Annotated in this window: 11 protein-coding genes and 1 pseudogene; 2 read left to right on the top strand and 10 right to left on the bottom strand. The window is 61.9% G+C overall.

The window, feature by feature from the left end; genetic code table 11:
- Window positions 1-302 precede the first annotated feature (302 nt).
- Window positions 303-647 (bottom strand): hypothetical protein, encoded by a 345-nt coding sequence (locus QA639_RS35640; protein ID WP_283088510.1) that lies wholly within the window; start codon window positions 645-647, stop codon window positions 303-305.
- 1,427 nt (window positions 648-2,074) lie between these two features.
- Between QA639_RS35640 and QA639_RS35645 the strand changes: the two genes are divergently transcribed.
- Window positions 2,075-3,403, top strand: coding sequence for an MFS transporter (locus tag QA639_RS35645; protein ID WP_283088512.1), 1,329 nt, complete (start codon window positions 2,075-2,077; stop codon window positions 3,401-3,403).
- 175 nt (window positions 3,404-3,578) lie between these two features.
- Here QA639_RS35645 and QA639_RS35650 read toward each other — a convergent pair whose 3' ends face one another.
- On the bottom strand, window positions 3,579-3,899 hold the full coding sequence (locus QA639_RS35650; protein ID WP_018454792.1) for a DUF736 domain-containing protein: 321 nt from the start codon (window positions 3,897-3,899) through the stop codon (window positions 3,579-3,581).
- 403 nt (window positions 3,900-4,302) lie between these two features.
- On the opposite strand from QA639_RS35650, the pseudogene QA639_RS35655 reads away from it, so the two are divergent.
- Window positions 4,303-4,422 (top strand): annotated as a pseudogene (locus QA639_RS35655) (DUF736 family protein); the annotation flags it as partial.
- 36 nt (window positions 4,423-4,458) lie between these two features.
- Here QA639_RS35655 and QA639_RS35660 read toward each other — a convergent pair.
- The 8 genes from QA639_RS35660 to QA639_RS35695 form a co-directional block, all read right to left on the bottom strand.
- Complete coding sequence (locus tag QA639_RS35660; RefSeq protein WP_283088513.1) at window positions 4,459-4,938, bottom strand: hypothetical protein; 480 nt, start codon at window positions 4,936-4,938, stop codon at window positions 4,459-4,461.
- A 136-nt stretch (window positions 4,939-5,074) separates the two neighbouring features.
- Complete coding sequence (locus tag QA639_RS35665; RefSeq protein WP_283088514.1) at window positions 5,075-5,998, bottom strand: DUF2493 domain-containing protein; 924 nt, start codon at window positions 5,996-5,998, stop codon at window positions 5,075-5,077.
- Between the two features lie 331 nt (window positions 5,999-6,329).
- Complete coding sequence (locus QA639_RS35670) at window positions 6,330-7,391, bottom strand: DUF7146 domain-containing protein (RefSeq protein WP_283088515.1); 1,062 nt, start codon at window positions 7,389-7,391, stop codon at window positions 6,330-6,332.
- On the bottom strand, window positions 7,391-11,713 hold the full coding sequence (locus QA639_RS35675; protein WP_283090681.1) for a strawberry notch-like NTP hydrolase domain-containing protein: 4,323 nt from the start codon (window positions 11,711-11,713) through the stop codon (window positions 7,391-7,393). Before QA639_RS35675 ends, QA639_RS35670 begins: the two co-directional genes overlap by 1 nt.
- Window positions 11,714-11,890: 177 nt before the next feature.
- Window positions 11,891-14,011 carry a ParB/RepB/Spo0J family partition protein gene (locus QA639_RS35680; RefSeq protein WP_283088516.1) on the bottom strand — a complete coding sequence of 707 codons (2,121 nt, stop codon included), beginning with the start codon at window positions 14,009-14,011 and terminating at the stop codon, window positions 11,891-11,893.
- Window positions 14,012-14,119: 108 nt separating this feature from the next.
- Window positions 14,120-15,073, bottom strand: coding sequence for an ArdC family protein (locus QA639_RS35685; RefSeq protein ID WP_283088517.1), 954 nt, complete (start codon window positions 15,071-15,073; stop codon window positions 14,120-14,122).
- Between the two features lie 532 nt (window positions 15,074-15,605).
- Entirely contained in the window at window positions 15,606-15,797 is a 192-nt protein-coding gene (locus QA639_RS35690) for a hypothetical protein (RefSeq protein WP_283088518.1), read from the bottom strand.
- Between the two features lie 105 nt (window positions 15,798-15,902).
- A complete protein-coding gene (locus QA639_RS35695) occupies window positions 15,903-16,400 on the bottom strand; it encodes a thermonuclease family protein (protein ID WP_283090682.1) in 498 nt (165 codons plus the stop codon).
- Between the last annotated feature and the right edge of the window lie 39 nt (window positions 16,401-16,439).

Genomic DNA, 16,439 nt, shown 5'->3' on the forward strand with positions numbered 1-16,439 from the left:
ATCAACGAGATCTACTCCATCAATCCAGTGTGGTATTATATTACCGAACTGCCACCAGTACCATAATCGATCAAGCCGGGTGTCCGTCTAACGCATCGTTCCTGGGTGAAGGTCGGCGAATGAAGGCGGGTATGCAAAGCTTTAATTGAAAGCTCCCGCGACCCAATGATCATGCTCGCACAAAGTAGCTCGGAGCTAACATCCAACAGAACTCCTTTCCTGCTCTTGCGTTCGAAATTGAGCAGAACCAAGTTGCGTAACTCTCAATCTGCGCCCGCCATGAACCAGACTCACGATGGCGCCTATAAGAATGTCGCAGCGAGCGTACCAGGCGCGCCCAACGCCAGCCCGATCAGCGAGCCGATTGTCGGTACTTCTCGAAAGAGCAGCAACGCGAGAATCGGCTCCACCACCAAAATAGCTCCCACCGATATTGCGACAATTATCCAAATATTCTTGAGATGCATGTAGCCGAGTGCGTATCCGTAGACGAGCAGGACACCACCAATCATTATCAGCAGGAACATCGGCAGAAGCGTTGTCAGATTCGCGCCGGCTTTTTCGAACTGCTTTGAGGCGACCAACTCCGCGATTATCGAAAGGGCTTCTCCTAAGAAAATTGCCCCGACCGCTACAATCTTCGACATTGAGCTCATCGTCTGAGCGTACTGAAAAGAAGGGCGAAAGGTACCTGCCAATACTCGACTTCCCGTTTCGGCTGACTTCAACAGCCGGACTTGCGATGAAAGCGATCGCATTGCTGCCACGCACCACCACGGCAATGCGGGGATATTTGAGTGCAACGTTCGATGCAGTGGCAATGCTTGAAAGCAGTTGCGCGTGGGGTTAACGGTTTGATCGGGCGTCTTCTGGCCACTTGCTGAATCCATTCAGCAGGTTCGCAAGTTCTATCGGCGCAAAGCGAGGGAGTTGGCCGTCGCGGCTCAACACCTCACCGGCGATGGCCCCTGCGGCGTGACGGCAGTCTTTCTGTTCCGGCGATCTACTGAATCCGATGCCGAGAACCGACAGTCCCTGGGAACAAACTCAGAGAGCCCGATGCCGGCGCAATCGGCGCGGCGACGTCGCCAGCGATCGAATATAGCCCTGCAGGTGCTCTCATCTTCGCGCCACTTGCCGAAAGCGTTCAGCAGCAATGACACATGTTGACTGTTCAGCCGCTGAACTACTCCGCGCGATCCGCCATTATTCGCAACTGCTTGTCGTGCTTGACCACTGTGGTCGAGAAGTCGCTGATGTGGCTCGCGCGAGCAATCTCGTTTAGGGGGCATTAAGCAACGTAGATCCGTTCTGAGGCGCGCCGCCAGCGCGTTGCGCGGCTCCGCAGGGTCGTCATCGCCATCCGGAGCCAGGCTAGACATTGGTTGCCTCCACAGCGCGAGAGCAGTGGTTGGAAGTTTCTGGGGTTTGGCAGCCTCTTGTTACCTGGCTCCGGTGCGGCTTCGACACGAGCAAACGCTATTCCAAGGCCGTCACCACTCATCCCGTCATTTCACATCATTACATCTCAAGACAATACGGCGGGGCGCTCGCACCGAGACGATCCTCATCTTCCAGGTGATTGGATCCCAACTCAATCGCTATCAGACCTCTCTTGATTTTCCTGTTAGTCATTTGCGCTAACGCGCCATTCTCGCGCGGCCGCTTTTTTTCAACTCTACAACCTTACGCTACGTGCGGTTCAAGCCATTTCAACACTAATGCATATTCGAACTACGATTCACGAGCTGGATCGGTACAGTGTTGCCGGAATTCTCTGAGCTACAACGCTATCCCAAGCCCAGCCATCTGGTCGCGCTGCGCCCACACAGATTACCGTCGCCCAGACCCGATCCCGCAACGCCGAGCGCGATCGCTGGCGTTGTCCGCGGGCCTTCATGGACGTGGCAAAGATTGTAATGGGGCCACGTACAGGCTCACGGCTGCGCCATAGTGATCCAGCCTTTTGAGATTGCGTTTCGCGCGAACCCGCTCGTGGCTCATGCGAATCGCAACGTGCTCCACATAGTCTGTCGAAATGTTTTAGGATCGCATTCGAGACGGATCCAAGCGCATGGCTAAACAATTCACTCGGCGAAACTCGAAGCCGACGCTCATTGCGGCAGATGACGGCTTGACCAGCCATGCAGTGTTGGGCGCGACGATCGGTAATATGCTCGAATTTTACGACTTCGGGACGTATAGCTTTTTCGCCATCCAGATCGGTCACACGTTCTTCCCGGCGAAGGATCAGTTCGCCAGCCTTATGCTGTCGCTCGCGACCTTCGGAGCGGGTTTCGTGACCAGACCCATCGGGGCCATTGTGATCGGCTCGTACTCGGATCGAGTCGGACGCCGGCCTGCAATGACCGCCAGTTTTGTCATGATGAGCGCCGCGATACTCGTGTTGGCTGTGACGCCCTCGTATGACACGATAGGGATCGCTGCTCCGTTATTGGTTATTTTCGCGCGTTTGGTGCAGGGCTTCGCCCTCGGAGGCGAAGTCGGTCCGACGACCGCCTATCTGATGGAAGCGGCCCCGGCCGGACGCCGGGGCCTTGCCGTCTCGTTTCAGCCTGCCAGCCAACAAATAGCTGCAACGGCCGGCGCGCTGGTCGGAGAAGTACTCTCCCTCACCATGACAAGCGAGTCGCTGAATGCGTACGGATGGCGGATCGCGTTTCTGCTCGGTGCCTGTACGCTGCCGTTCGGACTTTGGTTGCGCAGGGCCCTGCCCGAAACGCTGCACCGACCTGAAGCGCCGGCTCTCGCCGTCGAGCCCGCAAGGAAATTGCGTGCCAGCCGCCGCATGATGAGCTTGGGATTGGTCATTTTGGCCAGCTGCACGATTTTCACCTATATTACGGAATATATGACGACTTATGCGCTGAACACCCTGCAAGTTGCTGCGCCTCTCGCCTTTGCGACCACTGTCGTCAGCAATGCGGTAGGCATTGCTGCGGCACTCTTGGGCGGCTGGCTCGCAGATCGGGCAGGACGCCGGCCCATCATGATATGGCCGCAGATCGCCGCGCTGCTGATGACCTATCCGGTGTTCTTGTGGATCGTAGAGAGTCGCAGTCCCATGGCGCTTCTCGCAGGTCTCGGCGCGCTCACCCTCGTCGGAACGATTCCGTATAGCGCCTTCTATGTCGGTATGGCCGAAGGGTTGCCCAAGAGCATCCGCGGCGGCGGCTTCGCGACGATCTACGCTGTTGCGATAGCGATCTTCGGGGGCACAGCTCAACTCGTCGTCGCTTGGCTGATTCACGTTACTGGGAACGCATTGGCGCCCGCTTGGTACATGCTTTTCGCTTCCGCGGCCGGGCTCTGCGCTATGCTGATGATGCCCGAGACGGCACCGCCCAAAGCTCGGGCCGCCGCGAAGACGCGGGGCCCGTAGCAGCTTTGGACAATGCGATAAGGGGTACGGCCCCAGCCAGGTTGCCAACCTCACGATGCGTGCATCGGATTCCGCTTTTGCGGAGCCTGCCAGACGAGGGCCAATCGACGATGCGGAGGATAGCTGCCGAACCTGGCCCCGCCCGGCGGACCGGGCGGGGTGTAGTGCAGCGATCTTATTCGCCATTCTTGCGCGGGCGCGACCAGAGGAGCGTGTAGCCCTCGCCGCCTTCGTCGTCGAACAGGTTCGCGTAGATCGGTGCATTGAACGAGGGGTCGTCGAGCTTGAGCGAGAGGTAATCGCGGCCCTCTTCGGAGCGCTTCGACCAGGCTGCGCCGATCTCGGCCCGGCCCACGTAGATGCGGTGGCTGGGAGCGTTGTCGTTGGAGCGGTTGGTCTCGGCGACGATGCGTACGCCCTTGGCTTGCAGGCTCAGGGTGACGATCTCGCCCTGGAAATCGTTGCCCACCTTCTTGAAAGAACCGATGTTAGCCATGTCACTTCTCCTGTTGTGTTTCGAGCCCGCGACCACCGCGGCCTCGATGGCGATCTAAAGGCCGAGGACGATCGGCGACGCACCCGCTCCAAGGGCCGGAGCGCAGCGGAGGACGCCGTTGTTGCGACTTTCTTGCCTCGCGAGGAATGGGCGCAAGCCCAGGGGAAGAAAGTCTCATCAACGGCGTTGCGGCTCAGACGATCGAGGCGAAGCCGGTCTTCGGCCAGATCAAGCCATCAAAGAGGCCACGTGCGTCCGCGAGCTGAACCGCAATCTTAAGGAGAAGACTTGGCGAATCTCGGTCGAGCTGCACAAGAGGTCGAAACGATCAGGCGTAGAAAGGGAAACAATCTGCCGCAAAGGGCGGTATCGTCGGCAAAGGAACGAACGAGAGCGAAGCTCACCGCGCCACCGCGGCTATGTGGGCCGGACGGGAATGGGCGCGGCTTGGCCAAAGCACGCCGAAATGGGTCGAGATTACCTCTCGCTCAAGCTCGATGACCCCTCGTTCAACGCACCGATCTAGGCGAACCTGTTTGACGACGAAGGCGACGAAGGATCATCCCTCGCGCGTGGCGGTCGTGAGAATGGGGTGAGACGGTTGCTTCATCAGCTTGGCCGGCTCGAACGAGCGGGTCTCCGCAAACACGGTCAGGCGCGTCCACGCCGTGCCGACGCAAATCGCGCCCACGCAAGCCAAGACCTCTCGCCAAGCGGACGAAGGCTCGCCGAACTGCGAAAGCGCAAGCACCACATTGTAGCCGGCGACGGCGGCTGGAACAGCAAATGCGGCTGCGATCGCAACGCGCAAGGCCACCGATCGAGCAACAGCGAGGGCGGTTTGACCAAAGGCAAGTGTCAGTGCGCCACCGGCAATTCCGATGAGCAGCGCGCCGACGACGCCGGCGCCGCCATGAAACGCCATCATTCCGATATTCAGTGCGACGAAAAACGGCAAGGCATATACGGCCAGCGCAAAGACCAGCCAGCAGAACAAGCCGATGCCAACGGTGTTGAGGAGAAGCCCAAGGGCAAGCATGGTGGTGGCTCCATGTACAAAGGTGTAATGGTCGCGCCTTCCACCACCACCACGGCGCAACCGTTGATATATTGGCGAAACGAGGCGGAGTTGCGGCGCCTGCGACTCCGCCTCGGTTGCGCGAGCAAGACGGTGCTCACGCGCCGCCGAACTTCCAAACGGGAATACCGAGGCGCTTCGCCTTGTCGGCGAGGTTGTCCTGGATTCCCGTACCCGGGAAGTGCATCACACCGATCGGCAGGAATTCGAGCATGACGTCGTTGCGCTTGAATGGCGCCGCCTTGGCGTGCTTGGTCCAGTCCGGCTTGAAGGCAATCTGTGGCACCTTCCGAGCGGTCGCCCATTTGGACGCGATCAGTTCGGCGCCCTTGGGCGAGCCGCCATGGAACAGGACCATGTCGGGATGCTTGGCATGAACCTTGTCGAGACGATCCCAGATGAGGTGGTGATCATTGAAGTCGAGCCCACCGGTCAGTGCGATCTTCGGCCCTGGCGGCAACATGACCTCGGTCTCTGAACGACGCTTGGCCGCGATGAAGTCGCGGGAGTCGATCATCGTTGCCGTGAGCGTGCGATGGTTGACCAGAGATCCTGACCGAGGACGCCAGGACGAACCGGTGTGGGCCTCAAAACGTTCGACCGCCTGGTCGCGGAAGAGTTCCAGGCAATTGCGGCGCTCCATGAACGTGATGCCTTCGGCCGTCAGACGCTCGAGTTCGACCGATCGCACCTCGGAGCCATTCTGCTCGCGCTGGCTCTTTTGCTGCATCTGTTCGTTGTCGTCGAGCTGGCGTTCGATGCGATCGACGGCACGGTGAAACAGGTTGACGGTCGACCAAAGGAGCTCGTTGAGATCCGGCTCAAGTCGCGTGTCGCTCAAGGTCGCAACCAGGGCGTCGAAGACATCGGCAACCGCACCGGTGATCATCTTGCCCTCGGGAAGCGGTCTTGGATCTGGCTGATCGTCGAACGGACGGTAGCCGAAGAGCTGCAATTCTGTGAGGACGTGATCGGTTGGAGATGAAGCGTGCGGCAGTTCGATGTCGTCATGATCGGTCATGGGAGAAGGTCCTTTGCCGGATCGGCCGCGTCCATCGCGGCCTTCGTGGCGATCACTCAGACGGCGGGCGGAACGGGCCAGAACCCGAAAGGGCCGAAGCGGCAGCGGAGGATGGCGGAGGCCGGCTATTTTGCCTCGCGATGCAAAGCGCGCCGTCCAGATGTGATGTGTATTCGCATCGCTGGCGCGCGGCGGAAAATAGCCGGCCGCAGCCGTTGCCGGCCCGGGCCGCTTGCCGTCCGATCGCCCTCTAGAAGGCCGTGGTCGCGTCCTTTTCCGGCATTGGCCTCGTGAATGACCGAGCTTTCACGATCGATCGAACAACAGCGACCTATTCCGCTGGCACCTTCGAGGAATGCAGGAAGCGCTCGACATCCTCCGGCACGAGCTGTAGGCGCAAGGCTGCTCTGAGGGTCTCGGGGCCGAAGATGTGCAGATCTTCGTTGAAGTCGCCCAGCCGGGGCGACAGCGCGATCGCTTCAATGCCGACGTCTGCTGCGCGCCGGGTCAGAACGGCGTGCACCGTATCCCCGGCGGCATCGGCATCGCGGGCAATGTAGAGCCGACGCAAACCAGATGGTAGCGATATGGCTGAGAGGTGATTGGCTGAAAGCGCCGCGGCCATTGGCATGGTCGGCAGCACGCAGCGTAGTGACAGCATGGTCTCGATCCCCTCGCCAGCGGCGAGCACGTCGTCCAACACGCCGAAGCGAACGGCATTACCGAGGAGGTCGCCCATCGCGCGTCGTGGGGTATCGATCGGAGCCTTTCCGAGTCGTATGCGATCAAAGCCGCCGGGATCGAGCCAGGTCCGATGCACGCCGGTGATCCTGCCATCGAGGTTCGTAACGCAGGCGATCATCGCTGGCCAGGTCTCGGTCGGCAGGTGCTCGTCCGGCCGATAGTAGCAGCGTCGGTGAAAGCGCAGGCTGCCGCCATGGTGCACATCGGCTATCCCGCGACCCTGCAGATATGTCTCAACCACGGTCCCCTCGATCGGGCTGGATATCGCAAAGAGCCGGCGGGCGGCTTCCTGCGATCCGGCTGGTACCGCCGGACGATCGGGTTTCGATGCGAAATCCTGCTCGGTACGAGGTAGCTTGAGAAAGCGTCTCGCCTCTTCGGCGACTTCGCGGAAACCTCGCAACCCCTGGCTTTCACGGATGATGTCGAGGAGATCGCCGTGCTCGCCGGTTGCAGCATCGGTCCACTTGCCTGCGGGTCCCTTCGGCGATTCCTGGAGCCGCACGAACAGCGACCGACCCGGGGTGTTGTGGACGTCGCCAACCAGCCAGTACCGCCCTTCTCGCCTGCCATTGGACAGGTAGTGTCGGCACACCGCCTCGGCCTCGCGCGCGAGGCGGCGTGACAGTTCGGCAGCATCGCGAGGCATCAGGCGGCCTCCCGCTCGCCGATGCGCGCAACCGGATAGTGCTCAAGCACCTTCGACAGGACCTCCACGCCGCTCACATCCGTGGGCACGAACATGCGCAGCTTCCAAGAGATGATCTCCCCAAAAAGGCCGTAGGCGCGGAGCCGATCACGCATCGTGTCGTTGAAGCCGGACAGTTCGATCCGGTATGCGCCCATCGCCCTGACACGACGAAGCTGGAGCCCCTCGGCGAGGTCGAGGACGATCCGCCCCTCCATCAGCGCGGCAAAGGCAGCCTCCGGCGTCAGCGCGGGCGCGTCCGCCGCAAGAATGTTGGCGACCCAGGCGGCGGAGACCTTGCGGCCGATGATGCGTTCGCCTGCGTCGGTCTGGAGACGATAGACCCGGGTCGATTCGTTCGGCAGCCGCTTCCAGATGGGCAACAGCAAGCCCGCTGCAACATGGATCGTACTCTCCGTAAACTCGGGTACCTCGGCGAGTTCCGCTAGCCAGGCGACGGCAAAGCGTTCGCGATCCGCTTCGACCCAATGGCTTTCTGCCATCATGCTCAACGAGACGCTGTGCTGCTCCACCGGGCGGATCAGGCGAACGCGCCGCTCGATCTCGCCGTCGTCGAGCATGAAACTCGGGGCTGAGACCTGTACGGCCCCCCGTCCCGAGCGCTCGTTGACCAGCAGGACGGCATGAGGATCGCAAAGACGAGCGAGAGCGTCTTCCAGGCCCGCAGGATGGTTGCGCAGGCGCTGGGTAATCGTGAGAAGCCGGGTCTCGGCGCCAGTTCCCGGATGCGCGTAAATCGTCCGCCGGTCGGTGACGACAAAGCTCTCGGCACGGAGCGTTTCCAATCCGACGTCATAGATACCCGACGCGATGGCCCCTTCGATCCGAGCGGTCAAGAGCTGCTCGAACGCGGTGAACAGGATGTTCTGTAGCTCGATGGTGAGCGCCAACAATCTGTTCAGGAAGGTCGTGATTGGCGGTAGCTCATCCTTGAGCCCATTGACATCCGTCAGCTTCAGGCCGGTCGCATCTTCGAACCTCGCGAGCGAGCATCCGTCGACCTTGCCTCGCGCGAGCAGCGTGTAGAGTTGACGCAACGAATCAGGGCCATACTGGCTTTCGAGGTTGTCCTCGGGGCGGAACAGGCCCTGCCCTCCGGTCTGGCGCTGACCGCGCGTGATGGCTCCCAACGTATCGAGCCGACGGGCGATCGTACTCAAGAAGCGCTTTTCAGCCTTCACGTTGGTCGCTATGGGACGAAACAGCGGCGGCTGCGCCTGATTGGTCCGGTTGGTCCGACCGAGGCCCTGGATCGCGGCATCGGCCTTCCAGCCGGGCTCGAGCAGATAGTGGACCCGCAAGCGGCGATTCCGAGCCGACAGTTCGGCATGGTAGCTCCTACCGGTGCCGCCCGCGTCCGAGAACACCAAGATGCGCTTGGCGTCATCCATAAAGGCCGAGGTCTCCGCGAGGTTGGCCGAGCCGGCCCGGTTTTCGACCACCAACCGGTCGCCCTTGCGAACGATGCGGCGCGAGCGGCCGGTCACTTCCGCGACCATGTCGGTGCCGAAGCGCTGGACAACCTGATCCAGCGCGCCGGGTACCGGAGGGAGCGACGCGAGCTTCTCGATCAAGCGGTCGCGGCGGACGACGGCTTCCCGGCTCTCGACCGGTTGTCCGTCACGATAGACAGGCCGGGAGCAGAGGTTACCTTCCGAATCAGTGAAGGGCTCATAGAGCTGGACCGGGAAGGAATGGGCGAGATAGTCGAGGACGTATTCGCGCGGCGTGATGTCGACGCGGACGTCGCCCCACTCCTCGGTCGGGATCTCGACGAGCCGGCGTTCCATCAGCGCCTCTCCCGTCGAGACGATCTGGATGACAGCGGCGTGGCCAGCCTCAAGGTCGCGCTCGATCGAGCGGACCAGCGAGGGCGTCTTCATCGAAGTCAGGAGATGGCCGAAGAACCGCTGCTTGGCGCTTTCGAAGGCGGATCGTGCCGCGGATTTGGCCTGCCCGTTCAGCGTTCCGGTCTCGCCGGTGAGGTTGGCGGCCCGCATCGCGGCGTCGAGGTTGTTGTGGATGATGCTGAACGCATCGGCGTAGGAGTCGTAGATGCGAACCTGCTCTGGAGACAGCTGGTGCTCGACGAGCTCATACGCGACGCCCTCGTAAGAGAGCGATCGAGCCGCGTAGAGACCGAGGGCCTTGAGATCGCGCGCCAACACCTCCATCGCCGCGACCCCGCCCTCCTCGATCGCCTCGACGAATTCGGCTCGGGTGGCGAACGGGAAATCATCACCGCCCCACAATCCCAGTCGCTGTGCATAAGCAAGATTGTGCACCGTGGTGGCGCCGGTAGCCGACACATAGACCACGCGCGCATTCGGTAAGGCGTGCTGGAGCCGCAGGCCCGCGCGCCCCTGCTGAGAGGCCGCCTGATCGCCGCGCTCGCCCTTGCCTCCGACCGCGTTCTGCATCGCGTGGCTCTCGTCGAAGACGATCACTCCGTCGAAATCGGAGCCCAACCATTCGACGATCTGGTGCACGCGCGAAAGCTTCTCGCCGCGTTCATCGGTCCGCAGCGTAGCGTAGGTGGTAAATAGGATGCCTTCCGAAAGCCGGACCTGCATCCCCTGGCGGAAACGCGATAGCGGCGTCACAAGCAGCCGCTCCATGCCGAGTGCGGACCAGTCGCGCTGCGCGTCCTCGATCAGCTTGTCGGATTTGCTAATCCAGACCGCGCGCCGGCGGCCCTTGAGCCAGTTGTCGACAAGGATGCCGGCGACCTGCCGTCCCTTGCCCGCACCGGTGCCATCGCCCAAGAACCAGCCACGGCGAAAGCGGACGGCATTTTCCGCGCCATCGCGCGCGGCCGCCACGACATCGAAGGTCGCATCGACCGTCCAGGAGCCTGTGAGAAATTCGGAATGCGCTTCGCCAGCGTAGATGACGCTCTCGAGCTGCGCGTCCGACAGGGTGCCATTCGCCACGAGATTGGGCGACAGGTGCGGCCGATACGAAGGTCTTGGCGGTGCGACGGATGCCATTGCAGCCGACTGCACGAGTTTGGTCGGATGCGCCTGCGCGTCCGCAATGCGGATCGATTGCAGTCCGTATTCCTCATAAAGCGCATCAGTGAGCCGGGCGCCTTCCGGCGGCGACCACTCGACTATTTCGTATGCGAGCTCAACGCCTTCCGGCGCGGCGACGCGCGAAGTAGAGGATAGGCGTGGTGCAGAGGCGCCGAGGGATCGCGACATCGCAGTGCGCTTGATGACCTCGGGCACGACCGGAATGGCAACGGGCAGCCTCGGAGGCACATGCTGGGTCACCCAGTCAAGCAAGGTGGCGACATCGCCCGCCATGCCCGGCGAGGCGGCAAAGAGCTTCGGATCTCCGGCAGGCTGCTTGTCGATGACAAGCAGCCGTGTGTCGATCTGAGTCCCGTGCTTCGCGTAGACGGCGCCGTCGATCGCAGCAGAAAACACAACACTCCCGCGTTCCTGAAGGCGAACGAAGGCATCTCGCCATGCCGGATTGTCCGGCCCGAAGCTTGCCCCCGTGATGGCGACCAGACGACCGCCGTCGCAAAGACGCGCCAAGGCCGACGCAATGTGCCGGAGCGCCGCGTCCGCCACTCGTCGATCGACGTTTGCCAGCGCCGAGAACGGCGGGTTCATCAAGACGACACTAGGTACGACGCCTGCATTGAGATGATCGTCGATCTGGGCGGCGTCGAACCGCGTGATCTCAAAGCCGGCGAACAGGTGATCGAGCAACTCCGCACGGGGTTCGGCCAACTCGTTCAATATCAAGCCGCCGCCGGCGAGCTCGGCGAAAATGGCGAGCAAGCCAGTCCCGGCGGACGGCTCCAAAACGCGGTCGGCCGGTGTAACGGCGGCTGCGGTACATGCGGCCAGTCCCAGCGGGATCGGCGTCGAGAATTGTTGTAGCGCCTGGCTGTCCTCGGAACGCCGCGTGTGGGTCGTCAGAAGACTGGTTACTCTCGCGAGCATCGGCAGCATCGCGGCCGTTGAGCCGGCCTTGGTCCGGATGGCCGGACCGAACTTGCGAAGGAATAGAACGGTGGCCGCCTCGCAGACGTCGTAGGCGGTCTTCCAATTCCAGGCGCCGGCCGCGTCCGAGGCCCCGAAGGCAGCCTCCATGGCGCCACGCAGCACCGCGGTATCGATGCGCCGGCCGCGTTCGAGATCGGTCAAGAGCTGTCGCGCAGCCCTGACCGCAGCGGACGTGAAAGTTGCAGCGGCACGCATCGAGAGCGGCGCAGCGGCAGCGCCGCCGGCGAGAGATTCGGTCATGGGATTTCTTTCGGAGAGCAGGAACGGGTCGAACCGCCCGGCGCTCTCCTTAAGACCGCGGCGATTCAAACCCTTCCCGACCCCACTCTCCCTCTCAACCGTCTCCCAATAAAAATGGGGATCGGTGCTGCACACCGGTCCCCATGCAACCGCGAGACGGCAGGAGCCAGTTCGCTCCTACTCAGCCGCGTCGAGCTGTTGCGGATGCTCGTCGCTACCGTTCTCCGGATCCTCCGCGTCGGCGAGGAATTCTGGCAGTGGGCCGGCTTCACCTTCCGGCTCCACCGAAGACGGGCTGGAATCGACGAGACGCAGCGGCTCTGGCAACCAGCTCGAGCCATCGAGAAGGCGCTCGGCCTCCTTGGCCATGTCGGCCTTCTTCAGGTGGTCGATCAGTTGCGCGGAAGACTCGCCCTTGGCTTCCCGCACCGCCTCCAGAATGCGAAGCTTGGTGACTCGGCCGAGATAGTTGTCGACGGTCGGTCTCCAGCCAGCTTGCAACATGTCAAGTCCGGCAGCGCGCGCAAGCACGTTGGCCTGGTCAAGACGCATGCGGACGCCGTGAGCTGAGACACGCCCCTGATTGTAACGATTGGCTGGCTCATAGACGGCGTTGACCGCAAAGGACGCACAGTGGGCGAACAGCGATGCCTGTGCGCCACCATCGAGAGCCGTCAGCGCATCCCAGAGATCGTTCTCGCACTTCGGCAACCGTGCCTTCCAGGCCTCATGTCGCGCCTCGACAGCCTTCGCAGACACGCTCTCCCTCAAGCCGGGGGCTTGAGCAGGAAAGGTTGGCGTGCGCAGCCCGATCTCGAGGCAGCTCCCGGACGACGCGAACCGATAAAAGGCCGTCAGCACGAAGTTGTGCAGCACCGCCTGGAACGCGATCGCGGGATTTTCGGCCAGCGCATCTCGCAATGCCAGCGTACGGTGCGCCGTCAGTTCGATGATGAGCCGATCCGGCAAGGGCCTTGCCGGGTCTTCATCATCCTCCTCCGGTTCGCTCGTTGCGCCAGCGACCGAGATCGCTGTGCGCGGTGCGGAAGCACCAGCTTCCTGTCCTTCAGTTGGCGACGAATCGCCGCCCGGCTCGACATCGAGAGCGGCCGCAGGTGCCTTGTCGTCCTCCGGCCTGACATAGCCTCGATCGACGCAAAGCCGTCCTTCGGAATCAATGCTGACGAAGACGCCGGCTCGGGCAATTCCGGCCAGATCGTAAGTTTCCGGCCGGTATTCGAATGCGGCCAGTGCCACCTCGATTTCGCCGAAACGCTGGTCGACCTCGTCGGGCAGCTCATCCGTATCCTGATACTCGGATTCAAGCTTTGCCTGCTCGGCGTTGAGAGCGTCGATGGCGGCCTGCTCGTCGACGGTAAGGTCGGCCGGCTTGCCGTCGAGTTCGCGCAAGCCGTTGGTGTGGCCATAGGGGAAATCGACCGCCACTGAGATCCATTTCCATCCCTCGGCCGCGATCGTCTCGGCTTCGACCTTGAGTTTTTCCGTCACGAGGCGGTCGAGCAAAACCACGTCTTGAAGCCAGCCGCCATCATCGTGCTCGAACAGGTCACGCAAAACGCCGCCACCTGCGTGCTCGTAAGCATCGAGCCCAACGTACTGCACGCGGCGATCGGACGCCCCCACGGAATTTTCCGTCAGCAATCGGCGGATCTGATATGGCTCATCATACCCGGATCGGCTGACGTTCTCCCAGACCTGTTCCTGCCGCGTCTGATCCGCGGTGACCGAAAAGGCCATGACCTGCTCGAGGGTCATGCCGTCTTCGGCATAGACGTCGTGCAGCTTCGGCGACACGGCCGCCAGCCTGAGACGTTGCTTCACGACGGCCGGCGTCACGAAGTGCCGAGCCGCGATATCCTCCTCGGACATGCCGGCCCCACTCAAGGTCTGGAAAGCCCGGAACTGATCAAGCGGATGAAGGCCTACCCGCTCGTCGTTCTCGGCAAGCGAATCGTCTTCGGCGATGCCCCCTTCGCGCACGACGCAAGGAACGGCCTGCGTCTTCGCCATCCGCTTCTGCTTGACGAGTAGTTCCAGGGCGCGATAGCGCCGGCCGCCCGCCGGCACCTCGAACATGCCGGTCTCATTGCCTTCCGCATTTACAACCGCCCGCACATTGAGACTTTGCAGGAGCGTACGCTGCGCGATGCTTTCCGCGAGCTGCTCGATCGAAACGCCCGCCTTCACGCGCCGCACGTTTGACTGGCTGAGCACTAGCTTGTTGAACGGAATGTCCCGCGATGGCGACAGGGTGATCTTTTGGATAGCCTTCGTCATATCGATTCTCCACGACGGGCGGCCGGGAGCCTCTCTCTCGGCCTCCAACCCGTCGCGAAAACCGCATCTCCCCTCTCACTCTCGTTTCCGGAGCGACTGGCGAGATCTTCACGCTGCCTCCTGCTCCGCTCTCTCGGTCGTCACGTCGACAACGGACTCCGGCAGAAAGCCAAGCAGATAATCCGCAACCTTGCTGGCTTGTGAGGCAGCTCGCACGATCGCGCGATTGTCCTCGCGGAGCACCTCGAGCCAGGAGCCGATATAATCAGCATGTCGCACCGTCGGCACGATACCGAGCGACGCGCAACTAAACGCAGCCGATATTTCGGCGATCAACTCCTCAAAAGCATACTTCTTGGTGCCGTAACTGCTTGACAAGTCGCGGTTAAGACGTGACGGATGGCCGCTGGCATGCGCCAACTCATGCAAGGCGGTTCGATGCCAGTTGATCGGCTCGAAATAGGCTTGCGGTGGCGGCACCTGTACATAGTCTTCTACCGGCGCATAGAATGCGCGATTGCCGCCGATGCGGAAGTTGATGTTGGTCGCCTTGATGAGCTTTTCGACCCGCGGCTCGATTAGGCCTGGCGGCGGAGGCGGCGCGGTCGTCGCGATCTCCGAAGGCAGGTCGTCGCATTGATCCGTATTAAAGACAGTGAAGCGCTTGAGGAACGGAATGGCCTGCGCTTCATCGCCCGTTTCGCTCGCGCGCCGCTTTTCGTCGACCGGTACAAAGCGGTCAGCATAAACGACAGTCGTCCCGCGCTCGCCCTTGCGGACGTGACCACCGAGCGACAGCGCCTGGCGGAAGGTAAGCCAGCTCTGACCTGTGAATGCTCGCTCGGTGGCTGCGCCCCAGAGAATCAGAACGTTGATGCCACTGTATTGGCGGCCGGTCGCGGCGCTTTTCGGCATGGCCAAAGAAGCCTTCGCCGCGGTGCCCCAAGGCTGCACCCACGGCAGTCGGCCTGCCTCAAGTTCGCCGATGATCTTGTTGGTGATGTCGTCATAAAGGCTTGCCCGGTCCTCGCCGGCACGCGCCCGAGGATAGTGTCTGGACATCGCGGGTCTCCGCGACGGGCGCCGCGAGCCTCTCTCGCAGCCTGTAACCCGTCACGGCTCACGCATTCAGCTCTCTTACTCTCAGCCTCATTCGCGGAAACAACGACGTGTGACGCCCCAACGCTCGCTCGCAAGTGAGAGATACGACAATCTGCGGAGCGGCCCACCTTACGTCCCATTTCTTCATGGGATGTGGCCTTGAATCTTAGGGCCGCAGGCCCCGATCAGGCGTGCGCCAATGGCGCATCGCCCCACTGAAATGGCACCCGGAGAGCGTGAGCATAGCGACCCGAAGGGGCACGCGGGTCCGAGTGCAGCGACGAGACCGGTTAACAGCGGCACCCGGGACAGGGGCAGTGATAGCGATCGCCGAAGGCGAGCCCCTTTCCCGAGTGCCCCCGGCGAGGAGCTCCGCAGTCTCTGCGCGAGGGATCAAAGCCGGAAGGCCGAGCCGCTACGCGGCTCGGTTCACGCGAGCCCGGTGCGGCGCTAGCCGCGCGCGCCCAATCAAAAAATCAGCGAAGACAGAAAGTCAGCGAAGCGGAATCTCCTCCCGCACTTTTGTTTCTGCGTCATAGATCTTGATCTGAAGCCTTGGGAAGCGCTTCTTCAACTCTACTCCGCCTGCCCTGGCGCCGTCCCGGGTTGCAAATTCGGTCTTCAGTAGGCCATCCACTTCGAGTGCGTAACCAGAAGATGGCAATTCACGGGTGGCTGCAACCATGTCGTCCCTATCATGCAGTGAGGCAATCGATGACGATTGGTTAGCGTGAGTCGCCCAAACCAGGCCAGCGTGACGTGCAAGCTTCGACTCGCCGTCCTCAACTGATCACGGATGGGAGCTTGCATCATCCGAGCAGGCGGCCGGCTTGCCGTTCGCACGGACACAGGCGCGGTAGAGCCACGGTTCGACATAACTGCCCTTCCAGATCCTTCGACCAGCACGCTCGGCATTGTGTTGAGCCACGCCATATCTGCCTTTCGAGTATTGGGGCCAATCCAGCGCAAGTCCGAGAAGCACAAGCCATTCACCGAGATCAGCGCCACCGACCGAGCAGGTCGCGACCGTGCGGCCATATTGATCGAGGCTGACCAGAACACAATTGACAGTCCGGCGAGCAATGAAGGCGTCGAGCTCGTTCGCAGCCTGCGCACCACAACGATATTGTAGACTGTCATCGCCGCGGCACAGCTGGCTGCTCTCCGGCGCGTCGACGCCCCAGAGCCGGATGCGCGTTCCATGTAGCTCCAAGGTGTCGCCGTCAATAACGCTGGCCTGCCCGACAAACTGATCGGCCAATGCCATGCTCGACAGAAGTGCGAGCATCAATGCCAAGGGGGTTCGACGCATGCGCCAAGAACCTTG

The organism is Bradyrhizobium pachyrhizi (assembly GCF_029714545.1).
GTDB lineage: Bacteria > Pseudomonadota > Alphaproteobacteria > Rhizobiales > Xanthobacteraceae > Bradyrhizobium > Bradyrhizobium pachyrhizi.

What these genes read in the sequence shown, in the direction of transcription:
- QA639_RS35695 (WP_283090682.1), bottom strand. Translation starts at nt 16,400, where the DNA reads ATGCTCGCACTTCTGTCGAGCATGGCATTGGCCGATCAGTTTGTCGGG.
- QA639_RS35675 (WP_283090681.1), bottom strand. Translation starts at nt 11,713, where the DNA reads ATGACCGAATCTCTCGCCGGCGGCGCTGCCGCTGCGCCGCTCTCGATG.
- QA639_RS35645 (WP_283088512.1), top strand. Translation starts at nt 2,075, where the DNA reads ATGGCTAAACAATTCACTCGGCGAAACTCGAAGCCGACGCTCATTGCG.
- QA639_RS35650 (WP_018454792.1), bottom strand. Translation starts at nt 3,899, where the DNA reads ATGGCTAACATCGGTTCTTTCAAGAAGGTGGGCAACGATTTCCAGGGC.
- QA639_RS35685 (WP_283088517.1), bottom strand. Translation starts at nt 15,073, where the DNA reads ATGTCCAGACACTATCCTCGGGCGCGTGCCGGCGAGGACCGGGCAAGC.
- QA639_RS35670 (WP_283088515.1), bottom strand. Translation starts at nt 7,391, where the DNA reads ATGCCTCGCGATGCTGCCGAACTGTCACGCCGCCTCGCGCGCGAGGCC.
- QA639_RS35640 (WP_283088510.1), bottom strand. Translation starts at nt 647, where the DNA reads ATGTCGAAGATTGTAGCGGTCGGGGCAATTTTCTTAGGAGAAGCCCTT.
- QA639_RS35665 (WP_283088514.1), bottom strand. Translation starts at nt 5,998, where the DNA reads ATGACCGATCATGACGACATCGAACTGCCGCACGCTTCATCTCCAACC.
- QA639_RS35690 (WP_283088518.1), bottom strand. Translation starts at nt 15,797, where the DNA reads ATGGTTGCAGCCACCCGTGAATTGCCATCTTCTGGTTACGCACTCGAA.
- QA639_RS35680 (WP_283088516.1), bottom strand. Translation starts at nt 14,011, where the DNA reads ATGACGAAGGCTATCCAAAAGATCACCCTGTCGCCATCGCGGGACATT.
- QA639_RS35660 (WP_283088513.1), bottom strand. Translation starts at nt 4,938, where the DNA reads ATGCTTGCCCTTGGGCTTCTCCTCAACACCGTTGGCATCGGCTTGTTC.